The sequence below is a fragment of the Rickettsia monacensis genome (assembly GCF_000499665.2).
In the GTDB taxonomy this organism is placed as follows: Bacteria; Pseudomonadota; Alphaproteobacteria; order Rickettsiales; family Rickettsiaceae; genus Rickettsia; species Rickettsia tamurae.
On record NZ_LN794217.1, the window covers coordinates 592,317 to 616,925 of the forward strand.

Here is a 24,609-nt window from a genome sequence, read left to right on the forward strand (position 1 = left end):
TGGATACCGTGGTCAAGTCACGGTATGACATCGTCATATAAAACAAACATATAACATAATTTCATGTCACAAGATTATTACCAAATACTAGGCGTTAGTAAAACAGCTAGCCAAGCTGACCTTAAAAAAGCCTACCTCAAACTAGCCAAGCGATATCACCCTGATACTACTACCGCTAAAGATGCTGAAAAGAAATTTAAAGAAATAAATGCTGCTTATGATGTCTTAAAAGACGAACAGAAAAGAGCCGCTTATGACCGCTTTGGGCATGATAATTTTCAAAACCAACAATCACGAGGAGGAGGAAATCATGGCGGTTTTCATCCTGATATTAACGATATATTCGGTGACTTCTTTAGCGACTTTATGGGAGGCAGCAGAAGATCATCACGCCCAACTTCAGCTAAAGTTAGAGGCTCGGATTTAAAATATGATCTGACAATTAACCTAGAGGAAGCATTTCACGGTATAGAAAAAAATATTAGCTTTTCTAGCGAAGTAAAATGCGATACTTGTCACGGTAGCGGTTCTGAAAAAGGTGAAACCATAACTACTTGCGATGCTTGCGGCGGTGTTGGAGCGACTAGAATTCAGCAAGGATTCTTTACGATCGAACAAGCTTGTCATAAATGCCAAGGTAATGGACAAATTATAAAAAATCCTTGCAAGAAATGTCATGGCATGGGACGTTATCATAAACAACGAAATTTATCGGTAAATATTCCTGCCGGTGTTGAAAACGGTACTAGAATAAGACATACCGGAGAAGGGGAAGCAGGTATTAGAGGCGGTAATAGCGGTGATTTATACGTTGATATAGCAATAAAACCACATGATATTTATAAAGTAGACGGAGCAAATCTACATTGTAAACTACCTATTAGTTTTGTGAATGCCGCTCTTGGAGGAGAGATAGAAGTACCGGTAATTGAAGGCGGAAAAGTAAACTTAACAATTCCTGCAGGCACACAAAACGGTGATAAATTAAGGCTACGCAGCAAAGGTATGTCTAAAATGAGATCAACTATTAGGGGTGATATGCTTACGCATATTCATGTCGAAGTACCTAAAAATTTATCTAAAAGACAACGTGAATTACTAGAAGAATTCAAAAAAGAATCTATAAATGAAAAAGAAAACGACGGCAGCTTTTTTAACAAAATGAAAAGCTTATGGTCGTGAATACCGAGTCGTCATTGCGAGCAGCCATAGGCTGCGTGGCAATCTCATGAAATAATAACAAACCCCTGAGATTGCCTCGTCAAAACTTATAGTTTTTCCTCGCAATGACGTTAAATAATCAATATTACCGGAGGTTTTTATGCCTTATAAAAATAATAACGATTTACCTGATTCAGTCAAAAATCATCTTCCAAGCCATGCCAAGGATATTTATCGTGAAGCTTTCAATCATGCATTTGAGCAATATAAGGATGCCGATAAAAGACGTGAAAACGACTCTAGAGAGACATTTGCAAATAAAGTAGCATGGTCAGCCGTTGAAAAAAAAATACCACAAAAATGATAAAGGACACTGGGTAGAGAAATAAGTCCAAGAATTTATAAGTTTTGTGAGATTTTAAATTGAATCCTTGAAATTCTGTAAACCTATATGTATATTTAGTTATTAACTGAATTTAAGTTCTTATGAAATTAACAAAATTATTGAGTACCCTTTTAGTTATAGGGTTAGTTTTCAGCGGATGTAAAAGCAAAAAAAACAGTGATGACATAGTAGTTCCTATTCCTACTCTTTATAACGAAGGTGTTACTTTGTTAGAAAAGAAGAAATATAAGAAAGCTGCGGAAGAATTCGGAAGAGTATTTTACCAACATCCAGGTAATGAAATGACGCCGCAAGCCGAATTGATGCAGGCTTATTCTTTATTCCTCGCCGCTCAATATGAAGAAGCGGTTGATGTGCTTGATATGTTCATTAATTTGCATCCTGCAAATGTTGACATTGCTTATGCATATTACCTTAAAGCATTATCATATTATATGTTAATTTCAGACGTAAATCATGATCAATCTAGAACTTTCCTAGCTAAAGATAGTTTTGAAGACGTAATAGCAAAATTCCCAAATACTAAATATGCTATTGATTCATCTTTAAAAATCGACCTAGTAAACGATCATTTAGCAGGTAAAGAGATGATGGTAGGTCGGTTTTACTTAAAGAAAAAGAACCCAATGGCAGCTATTAATAGATTTGAAGAGGTAATTGATAATTATCAAACTACTTCTCACTCGGTAGAAGCTCTTTACCGTTTAGTCGAAAGCTATATGATGCTCGGACTTCCGGATGAAGCAAAAAAATATGCCTCGGTGCTAGGTTACAACTATCCTGATAGTCAATGGTATAGTTATGCATATAGACTAGTTAAGGGATACTAAATCAGGAAATCTATGTTCCATAGTCTTTCAGTTAAAAACTTCATTCTGATAGACGAGCTGGAAATTGAGTTTAATAAAGGTTTATGCGTTATTACCGGTGAGACAGGAGCCGGCAAATCTATTTTACTTGATGCTATTTTATTTTGCCTAGGTTATAAAACTTCAAATAATATAATAAAGCGTGGAAAAGATTACGCTGTTGTTAATATAATATTCTCTTTAAATGAAGAAATAAAAAATTTTCTGATCCAAAATTTTATTGAACCTGAAGAGTGATTGCTTATAAAGTGTTTGCAAAAAGCCGAAGGACGGAAAAATTTTTTCATTAATAATCAAGTAGTTAATAAGGCTATAATGCAGCAATTAGCTACTTACTTATTTGAACTTCATGGGCAATATAATAATATTTCTCTTCTAGAAGCAAATACGCAGCGTGATATTTTAGATAGTTACGGAAATCTTTTGGACTTCCGAGCCGAACTTTCTAAATGTTATCAGACTTGGCAAAATACTCGGAAAGAAATTGCCGAAATAACACTTAAGCAAAATTCTATAGACCAAGAAATCGATTATTTGAGCTTTGCAACGGAAGAATTAACTAAGCTGAACATTCAAATAGGCGAAGAAGAAAAATTAGCAAATATACGAAAAGATTTGCAAAATAAAGATAAGGTTACAGTTAATAAAAGATATTCTAGAACAGATTAATAATCCCGAAATAAATACATCGATTAATAGAGCAGAGAAATTATTAGCAAGGCAAGGCGATAATGAGCGTTTTGAAGCTATCGCTAAAAGCTTAGAAGAAGCCTATAATAATCTAGAAGAAGCACGTCAAGAATTATCAAATCTGTTAGATAGTTTTAATTACGAGGAATATAATCTCGAAGAAACAGAAGAAAGATTATTTTTAATAAAAGCTATTAGCCGTAAATATAATGTTCCCGCTGATGAATTAGGTGTATTTTTAGATAAATCTTTAGAGCAGCTCGGTATATTAAAAAATAAAATAGCAAATAGCAATGAGTTAAAAGCTCAAGAAGTGCTATTGCAGAAAAAATATTATGAACTGGCGAGTGATTTATCTGTAAAGCGTCTTATTGCTGCAAAACACTTAGAAGAATCGTTGCATCAGGAGCTAAAACAGCTTAAAATGGCGAAAGCAATTTTTGAGATTGAGATAGAAACTAGAAAAGAGCAGACAGCCGGCAGTAATGATGCTATTGTGTTTAAGGCTTCTACCAATCCTGGAACGCTAGCTACAGCAATCAATAAAATCGCTTCCGGCGGTGAATTATCAAGGTTCATGCTTGCTTTAAAAACTTCTTTGTTTGATAAAACGGTAAAACCATCTATTATATTTGATGAAATAGATGTCAGGATTGGCGGAGAGGTCGCAGATAAAGTAGGTGAGCGATTAAAAAAACTTAGTAGCGTTACTCAAGTAATAGTTATTACGCACCAGCCTCAAGTGGCAGGTAAGGCAGATTTGCATATAAAAGTTGAGAAAACACAGCTAGATTAAAGAAACAAAAGTAACGGTAAAAGCTTTAAATTTAGCTGAAAAGCAAGAGGAACTCGCCCGCATGATTTCAGGTAAAACAATCACCGAGGCAAGTTTAAAAGCAGCAAAGGAGTTGTTGCATTTGTAATGAACGTCATTGCGAGCGACTGAAAGGAGCATGGCAATCTCAGGAATTTACCCGAGATTGCTTCGTCGACGCTTATGGCGTCTCCTCGCAATGACAAAAAACAAGGAACATATGAACAACTATACAAAATTAGAAAATGAGCTTCAGACCATCTCACATTTTAATAATATCTTAAGCATATTATACTGGGATGTTGCCGTAAATATGCCTATAGGTTCAGGAGAAAGTCGCAGAAACGAAATAGTAACTTTAACGTCACTAGTTTATTCTATGCTCAAATCTCCCATGCTAAAAGAGTTACTTAGCAAGGCAAAAGAAGAATCAAAGAACCTTGATGAATGGCAGAATGGTAATATTAGAGAGATTGAGAGAAAAATAACAGATGCAAATTGTATTGACGAGCAGCTACAAAAGAAATTGGTAGCCGCTACTACTAAAACTGAACTTGTTTGGCGAGAAGCAAGAAAAAATAACGACTATAATTTATTCAAACCACACTTACAAAAAGTTTTAGATTATACGAAAGAAGTTGCCAAAGTACGAGCAGATGTTTTTAATTGCGGATTATAACGACTCATTAATAGATATGTTTGATCCAAGCAGGAAAAGTAGCGAGATCAAACAAGTTTTTTCAGTACTTAAAAAAGAACTCCCGCAGCTCATAAATAAAGTTTTAGAAAAACAGAAAAGCGAGAAAGAACTAGTAAAGAACAGCGAACTAGCTCCTGAAATGCAAAAGCGTATCGGAAAACGCATTATGGAAATTATGCAGTTTGATCTAACAAAAGGACGATTAGACGAATCGACTCATCCTTTTTGCGGCGGAACGCCAAACGATATACGTTTAACTACTAGATATGATAAAGATAATTTCATAAGCGGTTTAATGGGAATTATTCACGAAATAGGACATGCTTTATATGAGCAGAATCTACCGGAAATGTATAAAGGGCAGCCGGTTGGGCTTGCTAAAGGCCTTCGAAAGCCAATCTTTATTTATGGAAATGCAAGTAGGTAGATCAAGAGAATTTACGGAATTTTTAGCTAAACTACTTCGAGACGAATGTGCTTTTAAAAGCGAAGAATATTCAGCGGAAAGTTTATATAGAAAAATTACAAGAGTTACGCCTGATTTTATAAGAGTAGATGCAGATGAAGTAACTTATCCGATGCATGTAATATTACGTTTTGAGATAGAGGAAATGCTTATCAAGGGTGACTTGAATCTCGATGAGTTACCAAGCTTTTGGGATAGTAAGATGCAAGAATATTTAGGCGTTAAACCGGTAAGTTTTAGTAACGGCCGTCTTCAAGATATTCACTGGTCACACGGAAATTTCGGTTACTTTCCTGCCTATACAAACGGTGCAATTATCGCATCAATGATGATGATATATTAAAGGGTGATTTTAGTAATCTAAATAAGAATTTTAGAAATCTCGGTTCGTTAAAAAATTCAGCCGATTTATTAAAAAGTGCTAGCGGTGAGGAAAAAATTAACCCTGAGGTGTATATAAGATATTTAGAAGGGAAGTATTTATAGTAATAAAATCGTCATTGCGAGCAGGCAATTGGCGTTGTTGCATGGATCGGCACAACCTACTCGATGTCATCCCAGCGTAGGCGGGGATCCAGTAATTGTTTTTCTGGATACCGTGGTCAAGCCACGGTATGACACCGGAACAAAAAAATCAAACAATACAAACAATAATATGGAAGAAGACTTAAAAAAAACAGGTTATTTATTTGGCGGGAATGCTGTTTTTGTTGAAGAGCTATATAGGCAATATCTAGCCAACCCTGCCTCGGTTGATCAAACTTGGCAAGAATTTTTTGTCGGCATTAAGGATAATAATACTTTACTCAATAAAAGTACGGCAAAAATAATTATCCCTGATGAAATAAAAAAAGAATCGTTAAATAATAATTTATCTTCTGAAGACTTAAATAGTTTAAAAGCTAAGGAAATGATCAATGCTTATCGCAAGTATGCTCACTATTTAGCGAATCTTGATCCGCTTGGTCTTGAGCTACGTAAAACAAAAAATGATTTAAAGCTTAATATAGAAACTTTTGGTCTTGATAGCGGTCAGCTAGAAGAAAATATCAATATTACGGATGAATTTGTCGGTACTTGGAACTGTAAATTATCTGAATTAGTTACCAAGCTCGATAAAGTTTATACAGGCTCCATCGGTGTTGAATTTGAACAAATAGAAAATATAGAAGAAAAAAACTGGTTATATAATAAGCTAGAAAGCAAAATTACATTTTCTTCTGAAGACAAAAAAACTATCCTAAATGATTTAGTAGAAGTAGAAGGGTTTGAGCAGTATCTACATACTAAATTCCCTGGTGCTAAGCGTTTTTCCGTTGAGGGCGGAGACGCTTCTATAGTTGCCATGAGTAAAGCTATAGATTTATCTATGCATCAAGGCGTTGAAGAAGTTGTCATCGGTATGGCCCACCGAGGGAGGCTAAATACTCTGACTAAAGTAGTCGGCAAACCTTATAAAACCGTTATTGCCGGTTTCATAAGCGGTAGCGTATTTCCTGATGAATTAAATGTTTCAGGCGATGTAAAATACCATTTAGGCTATTCGTCCGATAGAACTATAGAGGATAAGAAAATACACTTGTCGCTAGCCGATAACCCTTCACATTTAGAAGCGGTAAATCCTATAGTTGCAGGAAAAGTAAGAGCAAAGCAAGATATTCTTGGAGATACTAAACGCAGCAAAGTCAAAGCTATTTTAGTGCATGGCGATGCTGCTTTTTGCGGTCAGGGCGTAGTTGCCGAGAGTCTATCAATGTCACCACTCACTGCTTATGATATCGGTGGAATATTGCATTTCGTCATTAACAATCAGTTAGGTTTTACAGCTAATGCTGCAGATACTAGAGCTAGTAGATATTCTACGGAATTTGCTAAAATCATAGCTGCCCCGATTTTACATGTTAACGGTGATGATATAGAAGCAGTGTTAAAAGCCACCAATATTGCGGTAGAATACAGGCAGAAATTCGGCAAGGATGTTGTAGTAGAAATTATTTGTTACCGTAAATACGGGCATAATGAGGGCGATGAGCCGATGTATACTCAAGGCAAGATGTATAACATTATTAAAAGCAAACCGACCCCTGGAAATATTTACGCAAATGAGTTAGTAAAAAGCGGTATAATTGATAATAATTATTTTGCTAAGTTAAAAGAAGAATTTAAAGCAAAACTAGATAAGGAATATGAGCAGGCAAAAAGTTATAAGCAAGAAGCACATTTCTTAGGCGGGTTATGGCAAGGTATTTCTCGTACTCGTACACAAGCTGCAATAACGGGCGTTGGTAAAAAAACATTACAAGATTTAGGAACTAAACTATGTGAAATACCGAAAGATTTTGCTGCTAATCCAAAACTTGTAAAACTATTTGAAGCTCGAAAAGCCACTCTAACAGCTGATCAACCTATTGATTGGGCGACGGCAGAGCAGCTAGCTTTTGCAAGCTTGCTTGCTTCAGGCACAAATATAAGGCTAACCGGACAAGATTCGGGACGCGGTACTTTCTCGCATCGTCATTCAGTATTGCACAACCAAATTGATGATACTACCTATATACCTCTAAATAATTTATCTAAAGAACAAGCAAAATACGAGGTAGCCGATAGTAATTTATCTGAATATGCGGTGCTTGGTTTTGAGTATGGTTATTCACTCGCAAACCCAAAAAATTTAGTTTTATGGGAAGCACAATTCGGTGATTTTGCTAATGGAGCTCAGATTATTTTTGACCAGTTTATTTCAAGCAGCGAAACTAAATGGCTTCGTATGAGCGCGCTTGTGGTTTTGTTACCTCATGCATTTGAGGGACAAGGACCAGAGCATAGTTCGGCAAGACTTGAGAGGTTCTTACAGCTGGCGGCTGAGGATAATATGTATATTACATACCCTACTACCCCTGCTTCGATTTTCCATCTGCTACGTCGCCAAATACTTGATGATACCCGTAAACCGTTAATCGTAATGTCACCGAAATCATTATTACGTCATAAATATGCCGTATCTAAACTTGACGAGCTAGGTGAAAATACTACTTTCTTACCGGTTTTAGATGAAGTAACTAAAGTAGATACAAACAATATTACTAAAATAGTTTTATGTAGCGGTAAGGTGTATTACGATCTATTTGAAATGCGTGGCAATAACAGTAATATAGCGATTATTAGGCTTGAGCAATTATACCCTTTTGAAAAAAAACTTGTAGCATCGCTATTAAAAAAATATAATAGGACGCAGGAATTTATTTGGTGTCAGGAAGAACCGAAGAATATGGGAGCTTGGCGTTATATATTTTCTCACTTAAACGATGCTTTAAAAGAAGCAGGAATTAATAACGAATTTAAATATGTAGGTAGAGAGGAATCAGCCTCTCCGGCAGTAGGTTCGCTGCAAGCACATAATAAACAGCAAGAGAAGCTATTAAGGGAAGCACTAAAGGTGTGAGTATTGTGGTTCTTAATGTCATTCCCGCATAGGCGGGAATCTAGTAACATTTAGTGTCATACCGCGACTTGATCGCGGTATCTTAGGACACAGTCTGTGATACAAGATCCCGTGGTCGTAGCCACGGGATGACAAAGCAAATTCTAGATTCCCGCCTACGCGGGAATGACATAGGAATCGTATTTTTAGGAGTAAAATAAATTATGAGCGTTAAAATTATAGTACCGTCGCTTGGGGAGTCCGTAACGGAAGCAACTATTGCAAAATGGTATAAGAAAAAAGGCGATTCGGTTAAAACCGATGAATTACTGTTAGAAATCGAAACCGAAAAAGTGACTTTAGAAGTTAATGCTCCTTGCAATGGTACTATAGGTAAAATATCGAAAACTGACGGTGCAAATGTAGCAGTTGGCGAAGAAATAGGCGAAATAAATGAAGGGGCAGCTGCAAATACTGCCGGTACTAATAATGAATCTGCTAAAGCTCAAGCAGTTACGCAACCTACTTCAGAAAAACCTGTAGAAAAACCTGCCGTGGCTAATAATACTCTTGCTCCTTCTGTACAAAAATTAGTTACCGAAAATAAGCTTGACCCCAATAATATAAAAGGAACAGGTAGAGACGGTAGAATTACCAAAGGTGACGTGCTTGAAACAATAAACACTCCGCCTACGGCTACTTCTGCTCCTGCAATAAGTAAATCTAATGAAGAAAGAGTACAGCGTGTTCGTATGTCACGCTTGCGTAAAACTATTGCACAGCGTTTAAAAGATTCACAAAATACGGCAGCTATTTTGACTACTTTTAATGAAATCGATATGTCAAAAGTAATTGCCTTGCGTAATCAATATAAAGAAGAGTTTGAGAAAAAGCACTCTGTGAAACTTGGCTTTATGTCGTTTTTTGTTAAAGCAACTATAGAAGCTTTAAAGCTTATTCCGTCGGTAAATGCTGAAATAGACGGCGATGATTTAGTATATAAAAATTACTATGATATAGGTGTAGCTGTCGGAACAGAGCAAGGACTTGTCGTACCGGTTGTTAGGGATGCCGATAAAATGGGATTTGCCGAAGTAGAGAAAGCTATAGAAATTTTGGCTAAAAAAGCTCGTGAGGGTAAGCTTTCTATGGCTGATTTGTCAGGCGGCACATTCTCGATTTCTAACGGTGGTGTATATGGCTCATTATTATCTACACCGATTATTAATCCTCCTCAATCAGGTATTCTAGGCTTACATAAAACCGAGGAAAGAGCCGTAGTTATAGACGGTAAAATTGAAATGCGTCCGATGATGTACATAGCTTTATCTTACGATCATCGCATAATTGACGGGAAAGAAGGAGTATCGTTCTTGGTAAAAATTAAGCAACTCATTGAAAATCCTGAGAAGTTATTGTTAAATTTGTAAAAAATTGTCATGCCGTGGTCAAGCCACGGCATGACAATCGGAAAAGGAAGTATATAATAATGATAAAATGTACTCGTCGTATTGAGTTCGATGCAGGACATAGAATTATAGGACATCAAAATAAATGTCAATTCCTGCACGGTCATCGCTATGTTCTTGAGATAACTATAGCCACAAACGAAACCGATAAACTTGGTATGGTAATCGATTTTGGTTTAATTAAGGATTTAGCTAAAAAATGGATTGATGAAAATTTTGATCATAGCTTAATCCTAAATCAAGGCGATAAGGAAATGGGACAGCAAATAGAAAATTGTACCGGTCAAAAAATATATTATATGCAAAATAACCCAACTGCAGAAAATATAGCGACGCATTTAAAGAATGAAATTTTTCCTAAACTTTTCGTCAGTCAAAACTTCTTCATAGCGAGCCTCAAACTATATGAAACGCTGAATTGTTTTGTTGAGGTTTAGGCATGCAAGATTGCTGTTTAATTTTAACTACTACTAATGATTTGCAAATTGCCGAAAAAATAGCATCTGTTTTGTTAGAATTAAATCTTGCTGCCTGCATTCAAATTGACGATGTTAAAAGTTACTTTAGATGGGATGGTAGAGTCACTTTAGAAAGCGAATATAGACTTGTAATTAAAGCAAAATCTTCTAATTATAACGAAATTGAAAATAAACTCCTTGAAATTCATAATTATGAATTACCGCAAATAATAAAAATAAATATTGACTATTGCTTTCAAAAGTACTTAGAATGGATTGACCAAAATAATAAATAAACTTATAGTTGAACAAATTTAAAAATTAAGTAAGTAAATTATGAAATTATGGCAAAAAGTTACCTTAGGGTTAATCTTAGGTATTATATTTGGTATATACTTACCACAATATGTTAATTATATTAAACCTATCGGTGACATTTTCTTACGTTTGATAAAAATGATCATTACCCCTTTAATTTTCTTCAGTTTGGTTTCCGGTATCACTAGTATGAATGATACTTCTGCCCTTGGTAGAGTAGGAATGAAAGCGGTAGCCGCTTTTTTAGGTACTACTTTTTTTGCCACGGTTTTTGGACTTACTGTTGCCTTAGTATTAAAGCCGGGAGTAGGCATACATATAGATTTTACCTCTTCAGAAACGAAAAGTAGAACTTCATTTAATATAATTGATTTTTTTGTAAATATCGTCCCTGATAATGCTGTTGGGGCTTTTGCAAACGGTGATGTCTTGCAAGTTGTATTTTTTGCTATTTTTGTTGGGATTACCTTAAACAAAATGAAATCTATCGGTGAACCTGTTACTGATTTAATTCATGTAATGTCAAAATTAATATTAAAAATAATATCGTTTGTTATTCAATTATCCCCTTACGGTGCTTTTGCTTTAACAGGCTGGATTGTAGGCATGCAGGGAGTTGAGATAATGATTAGTTTATCGAAACTTATTGTAGCGGTAGTTGTGGCAATGACATTCCAATATTTAGTTTTTGGCTTACTTATATATGTATTCTGCCGTGTTTCCCCTATACCTTTTTATAAGAAAAGTTTTGAGTATCAGATACTCGCTTTTTCTACTTCAAGTAGTAAGGCGACTCTTGCAACTACTATGCAAGTTTGTCGTGAAAAGCTTGGCATTTCAGAGTCTAGTACTTCGTTCGTACTTCCGATAGGTGCGTCAATTAATATGGACGGCTTTGCTATAAATTTATCTCTTACCACCATATTTTTTGCTCAGATGATGGGAGTAACGCTTGCTCCTCACGACTATTTAGTAATTATTCTCACCTCAACACTTGGATCTATCGGCGGTGCCGGTATTCCCGGTGCCTCTTTGATAATGCTTCCTATGGTTCTTTCTGCGGTTCACTTACCTATAGAGGGAGTAGCAATTATTGCCGGTATTGACCGAATACTTGATATGCTACGTACTACTATCAATATTACCGGCGATGCAACAATTACTATGATTATAGATAACAGCGAAGATACTTTAGATAAGGAAGTATATTTATCTTAATGCTCATCGACATTTCTAGCTAATTATGTCATTCCTGCGAAAGCATATGGGGGCCAACTTAAGAATCGATGTCATTCCCGCGAAAGCAAGAATCCAGGAAAAAGCGAAATTATTTGAGCTTTTGATTTTTTAAATTTAGTATGTTTATATTTTTTAATGACTGGATCCCCGCTTTCGTGGGAATGACATCGATATCCACACAACAATAGAGTTCTTGCATAATGTAGCTAATAAGGAGGAATTTGTAGGAGACACGGAACGCAGAACCGCAGCGTACCTTAGTACGTGAGAATTCGAGTACCGGATCGACGCACAAATTACCCTTAGAAGCAAGTTAGAACTCTAATGCTACCTCCTATTCATTTACTAAAAGTATAGTTAACCCCGATTATGGATAAGAAATACATGGTTTATTAGGTTTAAGTTGGTAAGCAATAAGAGCAGAGAATAGAGAAGTAAAAAAATTAATAGGTGATCGATGTCTGGAAGGAGTAATATTAAAATTCTCTTTTATGTAGCCAAAAATGGTTTCGATAATGAATCTCTTCCTTAAAAGGATTTTATCCAAAAGAGGTAATAAATAGTTTTTCATATCCTTTCTTATTCCGGTAATTTTTATTAAACCTTGCTTATAAAGTTTTGTAAACATTTTTTCTGAAATAAACCCCTTATCATCATAACACTTACCTTTTAGACCTTTTTGATAACCATTGCTTCAAATGCAATTCTGTCATCAACATTACCTTTGGTAATTTTAACAGCAATAATTTCTCCCTTATCATTGATTATCATATGAAGCTTGAATCCAAAAAACCAATCGACAGAACTACGTCCCATTTTTGCAAGATTATTAAAAGTTCTGTTAGAATTAATTCTGATATTTTTACATACTGCAAAATGTGTGGAATCTGCATAATAAATTCCCGTTCTTTTCCCACTTAAGTAATGTAACATCACAATCAATGGCAGAAATAATGAAGGAATAAGCTGAACAAATCTCTCATAACAAGGTGGATTCCTGAACAAATTACCATTAATAATAAAGTTTTGGTAATAAGCTTTTAAATGTTTATATGCACTAAAATGGTAAAAATCATTATTGAGAGTTCTTCACTTAAGGAAAGCTTACCTTCTCTAAATCTTTGCTTATTACTTTTCAGCAATTGATGTTTTACCCATTTCTCATAAATTTTACAAAATTTATCTACTATACAAAATATTGTAGTATATTTACACATGTTATTAAACCTTTATTTTACTCCTTCAGTGCCCTATTTATATAAGGTTTAATAACTCTTGCAACCTTCCTTCCTCTCTATTCCTTATCCATAATCGGGGTTAACTAAATAGATAAAGGTACAAAATTTCTTAAAGTCTCTTCAATAATTTTTTTAGCCTTTTCAGGTGATTTAGCTGCTAATGTTTGTACATTATGAATACGATCAGATAATTTTATATCATATCTTTTTTGCTTAATTAATAGGTTTAAGCTTTCCTCGACACTGATTTTTCCGTGAGGTTTAATTCTAGTTAAACCTTCTACATGTTTTGCTATTTCTTTACCAAAAATTTCGATGATCATCTTTTCAGTAAGCTCTGTATCCTCAATAGTATCGTGAAGTAGAGCAGCATTTATCATATTAGAAGTAAAAAGCTTAGGAGCTTCGTCTGCCACAAACTCCGCAAGCATAATCGCTACCTCAATTGGGTGAGAGTAGTAAGGATCATCCGATTGACGCATTTGCGAGCCGTGATATTTACGGGCTAGATACTTTTTTGACTTCCTCTATATCAACAGGATTTTTTACTTTAGTGTTTAAATATTCGAGTTTATCAATCAGCTTTTTAGCGTAAATGCAAATTTCAAACTTTTCTTTCCAAGAGCTTATATCTTCCATAAAAGTTATTTTATTTATATTAATAATAGTTGATTACAATTAAAGCAAAAGTTAAAAAATTGCAATAACAAATAATTTTTTAACTTTAAATAGATTAATAACTTTTGGTTATATTGTATTTAAACAACTTCATTCTGTTTTGTTATTTATTTTTGCTTCTTGTTCTTGCTGTAATTTATACTCTGCTGCTTTTTCTTCTATATAGTTAAAAAAGAAATAACAAAAAGTTAAAAAACTAGTAAGAATAATAGCAAATGTTATTAATATTAACTTAAGCTCTTTCCTTGCATTTTGAGCTTTTAAACGCTTTTCCTCCTCTTCATCTATTATTAACTCAGAGGTTAAAGTTTCTTCTTCTTTATTTTCCATATTTTAACTCTTAAAAATTAGATTATATCATGAATGACAGAGTTTAATTATCATTTAAGAGAAGTAATTAAAATAAGTCAATGACTATAATTATAGTTTTATAAATTTAGTTCACCTATAAATATAATTATTTAGAGTTGAAAAAATCATCATTGCTTCCGTGGGAATGACATAAGATCCGTGCAACAAAGTCGCTTTTAGCTAGGAATGACATCAAAGCGTTAAGCTCCAATACAAAGCAATTCTTTTTAGGCAATGCCGTCAAAACAATAATGTTCTCAATTGACTTTTGGAAAGGCACAGGTTTTTCGAGCCATGCAACAAGGCGTACGGCTGCTCGCAATGACGATATCAGCTGCTTTTAGGTGATACCTGTTTTAGCCTTAATTTTTATATTCCAGGATAAATTATAGTATGCTAAGATATTACTTTTAAAAATAAGTGGTTATCAGTGTCAAAATTTTCTTTTAATATTCATCATCAGAATAAAAAAGCTAGAAGCGGTATTATCACAACCGCACACGGTGAGATTCGCACTCCTGCCTTTATGCCGGTCGGGACTAGAGGAACCGTTAAGGCAATGCTACCTGAATCAGTAGCTGAAACGGGGGCGGATATACTGCTTGGTAATACGTATCACTTAATGCTGCAGCCGACTGCCGAACGTATAGCACGTCTTGGCGGTCTGCATAAATTCATGAATTGGGATAAGCCTATATTAACCGATTCCGGCGGTTTTCAGGTAATGTCGTTATCGAAGTTACGCAAGATAACCGAAGAGGGAGTAAGTTTCAGCTCTCATATTAACGGCGATAAATATATGTTAACTCCTGAGCGTTCTACCGAAATACAATATCTGCTCGGTAGTACGATTACTATGGCTTTTGATGAATGTACGCCTTACCCTTCAACCTTTGAAGAAGCTAAAACTTCTATACAGTTAACGACTAGATGGGCGAAGAGATCGCGTAATGCTTTTGTTAAGCGGGAAGGCTACGCACAATTCGGTATTATTCAAGGTAGTATTTACGAAGAATTACGTGAGCAATCGGCTAAGGATTTAGTAGAACTCGATTTTGAGGGCTATGCTATAGGCGGGCTTGCGGTAGGCGAGGGGCAGGAGCTTATGTTTAAAGTACTTGACTATGCTCCCGATTTTCTGCCGCAAAATAAGCCGCGTTACTTAATGGGAGTCGGTAAGCCTGCTGATATTATTGGTGCGGTTAGCAGGGGTATAGATATGTTTGACTGCGTAATCCCGACACGCTCAGGTCGCAACGGTCAGGCTTTTACCAAATACGGTACGGTAAATATCCGCAATAGCAAATATGTCGATGATAACGAGCCGCTTGAGTATGATTGCCTATGTCCTGCTTGTAAAAACTATAGTAAAGCTTATCTGCATCACTTAGTTAGAATCGGTGAAATACTTGGCTCTATGCTAATGACGTGGCATAATTTAACATTTTTTCAAAACCTCATGAGCCGTATTAGAGAATATATTAAACTAGGTAAAGATTTTGATTTTAATTCTTAAATTGACTAATTATAAAATATGTCTTATTATATGTACATGTACTTAAATATATCATATTATGGAAGCAATATCTTACACTAAAGCAAGAAATAATTTTGCAGATATTATGGAAAGAGTTTGTGTAGATCACACTTCAGTGGTTGTAACTAGACAAAAACAAAAACCGGTGGTTATTATGTCCCTTGAAGACTATAATGCTATGGAGGAAACTTTATACTTATTAAAAAGCCCTAAAAATGCTGCAAGACTAAAACGAGCAATTAATGATTTTGAAGCAAATAAAAACTTTAAAACAATGTCTTTATAATGGAAATATCATTTCACATTGATGCATGGGCAGATTATTTGTACTTAAAAAAAATGATACAAAAATTCTAGAAAAAATAAATGAGCTAATTAAAGATATTACAAGTTCTCCCTTTACGGGAATCGGTAAACCTGAAGGCTTAAAGTACGATTTATCAGGCTATTGGTCTCGCCGGATTAATCACGAACATAGGTTAATATATACTATTAAAGGTAAAACCGTTTATATATTACAATGTAGATATCATTATTAAATCCGAATTTTAAATAAAAGTATGAATTACTAATGCAAAATATTGATTTAATATCTGAAGAAGAAGCAAAAAAATTACTAGAAGAATTAGCAGATAAAATAGCAGCATATAATCATGCTTATTATATAGAAGATAATCCTTTAGTTTCAGATGCCGAGTATGATCAGCTATTTAATACCAATCTAAAGCTAGATCAGAAATTTCCCCATCTAATTCTAGAAAATAGTCCTAGCAAAAAAGTAGGGGCTAAAATAGCAAATAAATTTGCTAAAGTTACGCATCAAGCACCAATACTATCTCTTAGTAATGCTTTTGACGAGCAAGATGTAAGAGATTTTGTAGATCGTATAAAAAATTTCTTACGCCTTGATGAGTTTGTTCCTATCTTTTGTGAGCCTAAAATAGACGGTTTGTCTTTTTCTGCTATTTATAAAGATGGGCTGCTTACAATGGGAGCTACAAGAGGTGATGGATATGTCGGTGAAGATATAACGGCAAATATTAAAACAATCAAAAATTTTCCTCATAAAATAGATAATGCTCTGGAGTTTTTAGAAGTGCGAGGGGAAATTTATATTGAGAAACAAGATTTTTTAAACCTAAATAAAGAACAGGAAGAGCAGGGCAGAGATAAATTTGCCAATCCTCGTAATGCTGCTGCCGGCTCGCTTCGTCAACTTGATGCTTCTATTACGGCTCAAAGGCCGCTCAAATATTTTGTTTATTCAGGAGGGGTAACTGAACAGAATCTCGCTTCTTCACAAGATCAACTACTTACAAAATTAAAAGAATTCGGCTTTAGCGTTAATGAGATATCAAAACTTGCGTATTCCGAAGAAGAAATTTTTGCTTTTTATGAATATCTCAAAACAAATAGAGAAAATTTACCTTATGAAATTGATGGAGTAGTGTATAAGCTAAATGATTTTGCACTGCAAAATAGAATGGGGTTTATTGCTAGATCTCCAAGATTTGCTACCGCTCATAAATTTCCTGCTATAATAGGACAAACAAAACTGCTTTCTATTACGGTGCAAGTAGGCAGAACCGGTACGTTAACACCGGTAGCCGAGCTTGAACCTATAGAAATAGGCGGGGTAACCGTTAGCAGAGCAACGCTGCATAATTTTCAAGAAATTATGCGAAAAGACGTACGTATCGGCGATTATGTATTTCTGCAACGTGCCGGTGACGTTATTCCTCAAATTACGGGAGTTGATTTTGATAAACGTCCTAATGATACAGCAACGTTTGATACTCCTTTATTTTGTCCGTCATGCAATTCTAAATTACATTATGTACCTGAAGATATTATTATACGCTGTGATAACGGTCTTAACTGCCCTGCTCAGAATTATGAGCGTATCCGTCATTTTGTATCGAAAAATGCTATGGATATTGAAGGATTGGGGCGTAAGCAAGTTGAGTTTTTAATAGATAAGGGATTAATTAGCAATCCATTCGATATTTTCTTTTTAAAAGAAAAAAATGATTCTAGCTTAACAAAACTTGAGAACATGGATGGGTGGGGTAAAAAATCAGTAGAGAATCTTTTTAAAAATATAGAAAAATCAAAGAACGTTAGCTTACCAAGGTTCATATATGCATTAGGTATAAGGCATATCGGTGAACAAAACGCTAAATTACTTGCTAGAGAATTTGGTAGCTATGCTAATTTTATAGCTCAAATGGGATTACTTAGTAAAAACGATTCGGATATCTATCAAAAACTAAATGATTTAGAGGGTATCGGCTATAAGATTTTAGTAGATATTATTGATTTTTTTGACATTAAAGAAAATATTGAACTTATCAAAAAACTTGGTGAAATATTAAATATTGAAGATTATAAAGAGACTAGAGAACAAAGCAGTTTAACAGGCAAGAGAGTAGTATTTACCGGTAGCTTACCGACGATATCTAGAGCGGAAGCTAAAGCAACGGCTGAAAAGTTTGGAGCTAAAGTTGCAGCTAGCGTATCATCTAACACGGATTTAGTCGTAGCAGGCGTTGATGCAGGCAGTAAACTTAAAAAAGCTAAAGAGCTGGGAATTAAAATTATTGATGAAGAAGAATGGCTTACGCTCATAAAAATGTTTAAAACAATGAATAAAGAAATGGAAAGCCAGGTAGTAATTTATCAAGATGAAAATGGGGAAGTTAATGTTGAGGTTAAGATAATAGACGAAACAGTTTGGCTATCTTTAAATCAAATAGCAGAATTATTCGCCCGAGATAAATCAGTAATTTCAAGACATCTAAAGAATATATTTAAAGAGCAAGAATTGGAAGAGAAAGCAGTTGTTGCATTTTTTGCAACAACTGCCGCTGACGGTAAAACATACCAAGTAGAATATTATAATTTAGATGCAATAATATCAGTCGGGTATAGGGTAAATTCTAAGAGAGGGATCGCCTTTAGAAAGTGGGCTACTAACTTACTTAAAGAATATCTCATTAAAGGCTATAGTATTAATCAAGATAAAATTACTCAAAAGAAATTAAATAATCTACAACAAACGGTAGAACTTTTAACAAATACTTTGATAAATCAAAATTTAGTAAATAGTACAGGACAAGAATTAATTAATCTTATAAGGAATTACTCTAAAACATGGGAGATATTAGTTAAATATGATGAAGACAAATTAAATCCACCGACAAAATTACAAGCAGAAACTAATGGATTATTAAGCTACCAAGAATCTTTAGAAGCAATTAAAAAGTTAAAGCAAGAATTAGGCAAGCAAAAGGATGCGGAAATAAGTAATTTATTTGGAGCTGAAAGAGACAATAGTTTTAAAGGAATTTTAGGTAATATTGATCAAACTTTTGACGGCAAATCTTTATATAACTCGGCAGAAGAAAAAGCGGCTCATTTGTTATATTTCATAATAAAAGATCATCCATTTAGTGATGGTAATAAAAGAATAGGTTGTTTACTTTTTTTACTTTATCTTACCAAAGCAACAATTGGGTTAAAAAATATTGGAGTAAGTGCTATGACATCATTAGCATTACTTATTGCAGAAAGCGATCCTATACAAAAAGAATTAATGATTAACTTAATTATGAATTTAATAAATGATTAGTTTTATGGCTAGTAAAGCTCAATTAGTACGAGTGGTAATTAAGAATTACTTACGTGAATTAAAAGAAGATAGAGAAGATGCAGAAATTGCTTTAGCAAGAAGTAATAATCCAAATAAGAAATTATATTCTTCAGAAGAAGCAGCAAAATTGTTAAAAAAGAAATATGGATTATAGTTTTGAACTATCGTCATATTTATCATGCAGGCAATTTTGCTGATATAGTCAAACATTTAGTACTTATTGCGATTTTAGAACAGCTCAAGAAAAAAGAAAAACCTTTTGCGGTTTTAGATGCTTTTGCTGGGCTAGGTCTTTACGATTTAAACTCGGAGGCGGCTTCTAAAACTTTAGAAAGCGATACGGGCATTAATAAACTACTGCAAGCTACCGATCCTATTTCTCAGCTTTTACAAACTTTCTTAAATATAGTAAACCTAGCAGGTCTTAATCATTATCCCGGCTCACCTTTTATAATTAAACAATTATTAAGACCAAATGATCGCTTAATTGCTTGCGAACTTCATCCAAGCGATTACTTGAGTTAAAAAAACTATACCGAATAATACACATAATATAGATGCTTATAATGTTATAAAAGCTTTTTTACCCTTTAAAGAGAATAGAGGATTAATTTTTCTTGATCCGCCTTTTGAAGTAAAAAATGAGTTTCAAAAACTGCTCGAAGCACTTAAAAAAATTAAGCTACGAGTTCTTAATAATACCGTCTTAATTTGGTATCCTATAAAAGATTTATCTTTAGTCCGTGATTTTTACCACAATTACAAGAATATCGGATTTAAAGAAACTATAATTATTGAATATGAGCTTTTATATAGTGATAAAAATATGGTAAAGTGTGGGTTAATGTTAATTAATCCCCCAAATATTAGAGAAGAATCAGAAAAATTAACTGGTTATGTGTAAAAGTAAAGAATTGATCTGACAGTTAAGGATTGTTGGGTACGAAGAAAAAAGATAAGATAGTACCTGGCAAGTTTTAACAACCTACTAAAAAGGAGACTGTCAGATGACAACATATCAAGAAAAAATCATAAAGCCAAGAATCGGTTTATTAAAACTCGCTGAACAATTAGGGAATGTATCACAAGCTTGCAAAGTAATGGGTTATAGCAGGGATACATTTTATCGTTACAAAGAGCTCCATGATCAAGGTGGGGAGGGGGGAAGCTCTATATGAGATGACTAGACGTAAAGCTTGCATTAAGAATCGTGTGCCCGCAAATATAGAGGATGCTGTAGTTAATATAGCTGTTGAATTTCCAGCATTTGGTCAGGAACGTGCTGCTAATGAATTACGCAAGAGTGGGATAATCATTTCTGGTGGCGGAGTTAGATCTGTGTGGTTACGTCATGATTTAGAAAGTTTCAAAAAACGTCTAAAAGCTCTAGAGACTAAAGTAGCAAATGATGGTATTGTTTTAAGTGATAATCAACTTGCTGTTCTTGAAAAAGTTAAAAACCAACGTGAAGCTAGTGGTGAAATAGAAACTATGCACCCTGGCTACCTTGGTTCACAAGATACTTACTATGTTGGTAATATTAAAGGCATAGGCCGTATTTATCAGCAAACTTTTGTCGATACCTATTGAGGAGTAGCTATTTGTAAACTCTATACCGAAAAGACGGCTATTACAGCTGCAGACCACTTAAATGATAAGGTTATTCCATTCTTTGCAAACCATGATATCCCTCTGCTTAGAATATTAACTGATAGAGGTACGGAATATTGTGGAAAACCAGAAAACCATGCTTACCAACTATATCTTGGCATTGAGAATATCGATCATTCCAAAACTAAAGCATATAGTCCTCAAACCAACGGTATCTGTGAGCGTTTCCATAAAACTATGCAGGAAGAGTGCTATCACATTCTATTCCGCAAAAAATTTTATAATTCACTTGATGAATTGCAAACAGATATAGATAACTGGCTTGTGAGTTACAATAATGCAAGACCTCATTCCGGTAAACATTGCTTTGGTAAAACACCAATGCAATCTTTTACAGATTCACTTTATATTGCTAAAGATAAAAATATTGGTAATATTGGTAATATAGATAAAAATATTGGTAATATAGAGAGAATATCAGACAATTTGATGATTGCCCATCAAGCTGCCTTATTACTCAACTCTGTCAGATTAAGTCGTAACTTGTACAGGTTATTTAAGCAATATTTTAAATTTAAAATTTACGTATACTTGCTGAATTTGAAAAATTGGCTTCGTTGTTTTTTGCTTTTAATCCTCACGTACTAGTATGTATGCTGCGGTTAAAAGCCTCAAAACGCCTTGCTCTTTTCCAAATTGAGCTTCGTATATCAACTCTTCATTTCACAGGAGTATATTTACTTTTAATGTCTTTTCGAAAATATATCTTTTTACTGTTTATAGTTTTTCTGGTTCAAGGTTGTAGCAGTATTAAAGAATCTAGTGATACTACATTACTTTCTACCACTTCATCTCAATTAAAGCAAAAATATAAAATCAGCCATGCGGATTTAGTAGTACAGTATGATTTAACAAACAAAAATAGCAAATGTATATATGCAAAAAACTTAGGTCTAATAATTAATAATCCTAAACAGAATAAGATTTTTTTACAAAAATTCCATAATAAAAACCCGGCAGAATTTAATAAAGCAGCCGAAATAAAAATAGCTGATATAAAGGCAGTTGTAACAAAACTAAATTCAAAATATAAGTTTCTCTCTAAACCGGAAGCTAGTTATTTTGCAAAAAAACAAACTCATAGGAATAATATCTCGGAATTAACCAAGCTTGATAAAATAATTAGTACAATACCGCTTATGATGCCGGAATATGAGCCGAAAATTACTAGCCATTACGGAATTAGAAAAAGTCCTCATAAAAAGAAAATAAAAAAGAAATGTTTCCATAGCGGTATTGATTTACAAGCTAAAAAAGCAGCGCCGATATATGCAGCGGCAAGCGGAATTGTTATAAAAGCGGCAAGAGCACCTGATTACGGGAATTTTGTTGAGATTAAACATGGACGTAAATTGGTTACGAAATATGCTCATTTAAAGGAAATGTCAGTCAAGGAAGGAAATAAAATTAAGCGAGGTCAATTTATCGGTATACAAGGAAGAACCGGTAATGCAACGGGTGAACATTTGCATTTTGAAATTCTACTAGACAATAAAGCAATTAATCCTTTTGATTTTATTTTTAACTGCCGTAAATGTTAAATTATGATCAAACTTTTATATCCTAAATTTTGGCAGAAGCGAAATATTACAGCTTATTTGCTTTTACCTATAAGCTTGATATATCAATTTTTAGGCTATTTACGAGCTAGTTTAGCACGTCCTATTATGTTGCCTGCTAAAGTTATTTGTGTCGGTAATTGTAGCGTAGGAGGTACGGGTAAGACGCAGATAGTAATGTATCTAGCCAAATTACTAAAAGTTAGAAATGTAAGTTTTGTAATAGTAACTAAGGCTTATGGTAGTAACCTTAAAAGTGCAACTACCATACATCAAGGACATACAGCATTAGAGGTAGGAGATGAGGGAGTAATACTTGCAAAGCATGGAACAGTTATTGCTACTAAAAATATTAAAGAGATTTTACCGTTAATTAACGAGCTTAAACCTGATATAATAATAGTTGATGATTTCCTACAAAATCCTTATCTTCATAAAGATTTTACTATAGTTTCAGTAGATAGCCAAAGGCTTTCCGGCAACGGTTTTCTAATTCCTGCCGGTCCTTTAAGGCAGTATCCAAATAAAGCCCTTGATGCAGCTGATTTAATTTTTTTAGTCAGTAGCACCAATGATAACATACCGAATATTTTAACTCCTTATGTCAATAAGTTAATAAATGCTCAAATAGTTCCTTCAAATAATATAGATAAAACTAAAAATTATTTTGCTTTTAGTGGCATTGGTAATCCTGAGCGTTTCTTTTCGACTTTAAAAAATTACGGATTAAATATAACCGGTTACAAAATTTTTCCTGATCATTATAATTATTTACAAGCAGATTTAGAAAATTTATATTCATTAGCTAAAGAGCATAACGCTACCTTAATTACTACAAGAAAAGATCACGTTAAGTTTAATGATTTAAATAATAATATTGTCTGTCTAGATGTAGAACTATCTATAAACAACCCTGATTTATTAAATGAAAAAATTTTTAAAAAAGCTCAGATATTTAATTGAGTATTTTATCGTCGTTATATTCCTTAAAGTAATAGGAATATTCGGTGTAGATAAAGCAGCAGATATTTGTAGTTTTATAGCAAGAAAAGTCGGTATATTATTTGCCGTTAATAAAATTGCTAGACGAAATATTAAAGCAGTATTTGGCGATATGTGTGATGTTGAAAAAATCATAGATCAGACTTGGGATAATTTTGGTAGATTTATCGGTGAATTTACATATGTCGACAAGATGGATGAAGCCGAGTTAGAGCGTAGAATCGAAATAATCGGCATAGAAAATATTAAAAAACTTGAAGGACAACCCTTTTTATTATTTAGCGGTCACTTTGCCAATTGGGATATTAGTCTTAAGATTCTTCATAAATCTTATCCGAAAGTTGCCGTAATTTATCGTAAAGCAAATAACCCGTATGTTAACAAGTTGGTTAATGAAAGCCGTGCCGGTGATAAATTAAAACTTATACCAAAAGGTCCTGAAGGTAGCAGAGCTTTAGTTAGGGCTATCAAGGAGGGTGAATCTATTGTTATGCTTGTTGATCAAAAAATGAACGATGGAATTGAAGTGCCTTTTTTAGGGCACCCTGCTATGACTGCAAACGCCATCGCTAAAATTGCTTTGCAGTATAAATATCCAATTATACCTTGCCAAATCATTAGAACTAAAGGCAGTTATTTTAAAGTAATAGTTCACCCGCAATTAAAGTTTGAGCAAACCGGTGATAATAAAGTTGATTGCTATAATATTATGCTTAATATTAATCAAATACTAGGAGAATGGGTTAAGCAAAATCCTTCTCAATGGTTCTGGTTTCATAATAGATGGAAAAAATAAAACGTCATTGTGAGCGACTGAACGGTCTCATACGCTTGGTGTCATCCCGTGGCTTGACCACGGCATCCAGTCTTTTTTAATTTTTTTTAGATCCCGTGGTCAAGCCACGGGATG

At 34.2% G+C, this 24,609-nt stretch carries 19 protein-coding genes and 7 pseudogenes; 22 read left to right on the forward strand and 4 right to left on the reverse strand.

Going from position 1 to position 24,609, the window contains the following annotated elements; all coding sequences use genetic code 11:
* Positions 1-63 precede the first annotated feature (63 nt).
* The 11 genes and pseudogenes from dnaJ to RMONA_RS08130 all read left to right on the forward strand — a co-directional run.
* Positions 64-1,182 carry a molecular chaperone DnaJ gene (gene dnaJ / locus RMONA_RS03070; RefSeq protein ID WP_023507596.1) on the forward strand — a complete coding sequence of 373 codons (1,119 nt, stop codon included), beginning with the start codon at positions 64-66 and terminating at the stop codon, positions 1,180-1,182.
* Positions 1,183-1,321: 139 nt separating this feature from the next.
* Positions 1,322-1,525, forward strand: coding sequence for a ChaB family protein (locus RMONA_RS03075; RefSeq protein ID WP_023507597.1), 204 nt, complete (start codon positions 1,322-1,324; stop codon positions 1,523-1,525).
* Positions 1,526-1,647: 122 nt separating this feature from the next.
* The gene (locus RMONA_RS03080; RefSeq protein WP_023507598.1) at positions 1,648-2,397 is read left to right on the forward strand and encodes an outer membrane protein assembly factor BamD; all 750 of its coding nucleotides are present in this window, start codon (positions 1,648-1,650) and stop codon (positions 2,395-2,397) included.
* Positions 2,398-2,409: 12 nt separating this feature from the next.
* Positions 2,410-4,049 (forward strand): annotated as a pseudogene (gene recN, locus RMONA_RS03085) (DNA repair protein RecN).
* A gap of 111 nt (positions 4,050-4,160) precedes the next feature.
* Positions 4,161-5,592 (forward strand): annotated as a pseudogene (locus RMONA_RS03090) (carboxypeptidase M32).
* A 169-nt stretch (positions 5,593-5,761) separates the two neighbouring features.
* Positions 5,762-8,548, forward strand: coding sequence for a 2-oxoglutarate dehydrogenase E1 component (locus RMONA_RS03095; protein WP_037231229.1), 2,787 nt, complete (start codon positions 5,762-5,764; stop codon positions 8,546-8,548).
* A 203-nt stretch (positions 8,549-8,751) separates the two neighbouring features.
* Positions 8,752-9,957 (forward strand): 2-oxoglutarate dehydrogenase complex dihydrolipoyllysine-residue succinyltransferase, encoded by a 1,206-nt coding sequence (gene odhB / locus RMONA_RS03100; protein ID WP_023507603.1) that lies wholly within the window; start codon positions 8,752-8,754, stop codon positions 9,955-9,957.
* 59 nt (positions 9,958-10,016) lie between these two features.
* On the forward strand, positions 10,017-10,433 hold the full coding sequence (locus tag RMONA_RS03105) for a 6-pyruvoyl trahydropterin synthase family protein (RefSeq protein ID WP_023507604.1): 417 nt from the start codon (positions 10,017-10,019) through the stop codon (positions 10,431-10,433).
* A 2-nt stretch (positions 10,434-10,435) separates the two neighbouring features.
* Complete coding sequence (gene cutA / locus RMONA_RS03110) at positions 10,436-10,750, forward strand: divalent-cation tolerance protein CutA (RefSeq protein WP_023507605.1); 315 nt, start codon at positions 10,436-10,438, stop codon at positions 10,748-10,750.
* A gap of 40 nt (positions 10,751-10,790) precedes the next feature.
* Positions 10,791-11,990 (forward strand): dicarboxylate/amino acid:cation symporter, encoded by a 1,200-nt coding sequence (locus tag RMONA_RS03115; RefSeq protein WP_023507606.1) that lies wholly within the window; start codon positions 10,791-10,793, stop codon positions 11,988-11,990.
* 160 nt (positions 11,991-12,150) lie between these two features.
* Positions 12,151-12,325, forward strand: a pseudogene (locus RMONA_RS08130) (palindromic element RPE1 domain-containing protein); the annotation flags it as partial.
* Between the two features lie 53 nt (positions 12,326-12,378).
* Here RMONA_RS08130 and RMONA_RS10880 read toward each other — a convergent pair.
* The 4 genes and pseudogenes from RMONA_RS10880 to RMONA_RS03135 all read right to left on the reverse strand — a co-directional run bounded on the left by RMONA_RS10880 (position 12,379) and on the right by RMONA_RS03135 (position 14,257).
* On the reverse strand, positions 12,379-12,639 hold the full coding sequence (locus RMONA_RS10880) for a transposase (protein WP_023507102.1): 261 nt from the start codon (positions 12,637-12,639) through the stop codon (positions 12,379-12,381).
* A 41-nt stretch (positions 12,640-12,680) separates the two neighbouring features.
* Positions 12,681-12,944, reverse strand: coding sequence for a transposase (locus RMONA_RS10885; RefSeq protein WP_023507103.1), 264 nt, complete (start codon positions 12,942-12,944; stop codon positions 12,681-12,683).
* A 394-nt stretch (positions 12,945-13,338) separates the two neighbouring features.
* Positions 13,339-13,888 (reverse strand): annotated as a pseudogene (locus tag RMONA_RS08135) (HD domain-containing protein); the annotation flags it as partial.
* A 129-nt stretch (positions 13,889-14,017) separates the two neighbouring features.
* Complete coding sequence (locus RMONA_RS03135; RefSeq protein WP_023507610.1) at positions 14,018-14,257, reverse strand: RP671a family tick cell line-upregulated protein; 240 nt, start codon at positions 14,255-14,257, stop codon at positions 14,018-14,020.
* 451 nt (positions 14,258-14,708) lie between these two features.
* Between RMONA_RS03135 and tgt the strand changes: the two genes are divergently transcribed.
* The 11 genes and pseudogenes from tgt (at position 14,709) to RMONA_RS03185 (ending at position 24,495) form a co-directional block, all read left to right on the forward strand.
* Positions 14,709-15,794 carry a tRNA guanosine(34) transglycosylase Tgt gene (gene tgt, locus RMONA_RS03140; RefSeq protein WP_023507611.1) on the forward strand — a complete coding sequence of 362 codons (1,086 nt, stop codon included), beginning with the start codon at positions 14,709-14,711 and terminating at the stop codon, positions 15,792-15,794.
* 58 nt (positions 15,795-15,852) lie between these two features.
* The gene (locus tag RMONA_RS03145) at positions 15,853-16,101 is read left to right on the forward strand and encodes a type II toxin-antitoxin system Phd/YefM family antitoxin (RefSeq protein WP_008579252.1); all 249 of its coding nucleotides are present in this window, start codon (positions 15,853-15,855) and stop codon (positions 16,099-16,101) included.
* Between the two features lie 25 nt (positions 16,102-16,126).
* Positions 16,127-16,354, forward strand: a complete 228-nt coding sequence (locus tag RMONA_RS03150) for a Txe/YoeB family addiction module toxin (RefSeq protein WP_023507612.1) — start codon at positions 16,127-16,129, stop codon at positions 16,352-16,354.
* A gap of 32 nt (positions 16,355-16,386) precedes the next feature.
* Positions 16,387-18,447: pseudogene (ligA, locus tag RMONA_RS03155) on the forward strand (NAD-dependent DNA ligase LigA); the annotation flags it as partial.
* 24 nt (positions 18,448-18,471) lie between these two features.
* A complete protein-coding gene (gene rhuM / locus RMONA_RS10225; protein WP_172643955.1) occupies positions 18,472-19,446 on the forward strand; it encodes a Fic family protein in 975 nt (324 codons plus the stop codon).
* A 4-nt stretch (positions 19,447-19,450) separates the two neighbouring features.
* Complete coding sequence (locus RMONA_RS03160) at positions 19,451-19,621, forward strand: hypothetical protein (RefSeq protein WP_172643941.1); 171 nt, start codon at positions 19,451-19,453, stop codon at positions 19,619-19,621.
* Between the two features lie 2 nt (positions 19,622-19,623).
* A pseudogene (gene rlmJ / locus RMONA_RS10230) lies at positions 19,624-20,371 on the forward strand (23S rRNA (adenine(2030)-N(6))-methyltransferase RlmJ).
* A 103-nt stretch (positions 20,372-20,474) separates the two neighbouring features.
* Positions 20,475-21,516, forward strand: a pseudogene (locus RMONA_RS03170) (IS481 family transposase); the annotation flags it as partial.
* Between the two features lie 308 nt (positions 21,517-21,824).
* Positions 21,825-22,679: a M23 family metallopeptidase gene (locus RMONA_RS03175; RefSeq protein WP_037231251.1), complete on the forward strand. Its 855-nt coding sequence runs from the start codon at positions 21,825-21,827 to the stop codon at positions 22,677-22,679.
* A 3-nt stretch (positions 22,680-22,682) separates the two neighbouring features.
* A complete protein-coding gene (gene lpxK / locus RMONA_RS03180; protein ID WP_023507618.1) occupies positions 22,683-23,660 on the forward strand; it encodes a tetraacyldisaccharide 4'-kinase in 978 nt (325 codons plus the stop codon).
* Entirely contained in the window at positions 23,623-24,495 is an 873-nt protein-coding gene (locus tag RMONA_RS03185) for a lipid A biosynthesis lauroyl acyltransferase (RefSeq protein WP_023507619.1), read from the forward strand. The genes lpxK and RMONA_RS03185 overlap by 38 nt, the downstream gene beginning before the upstream one ends.
* Positions 24,496-24,609 lie beyond the last annotated feature (114 nt).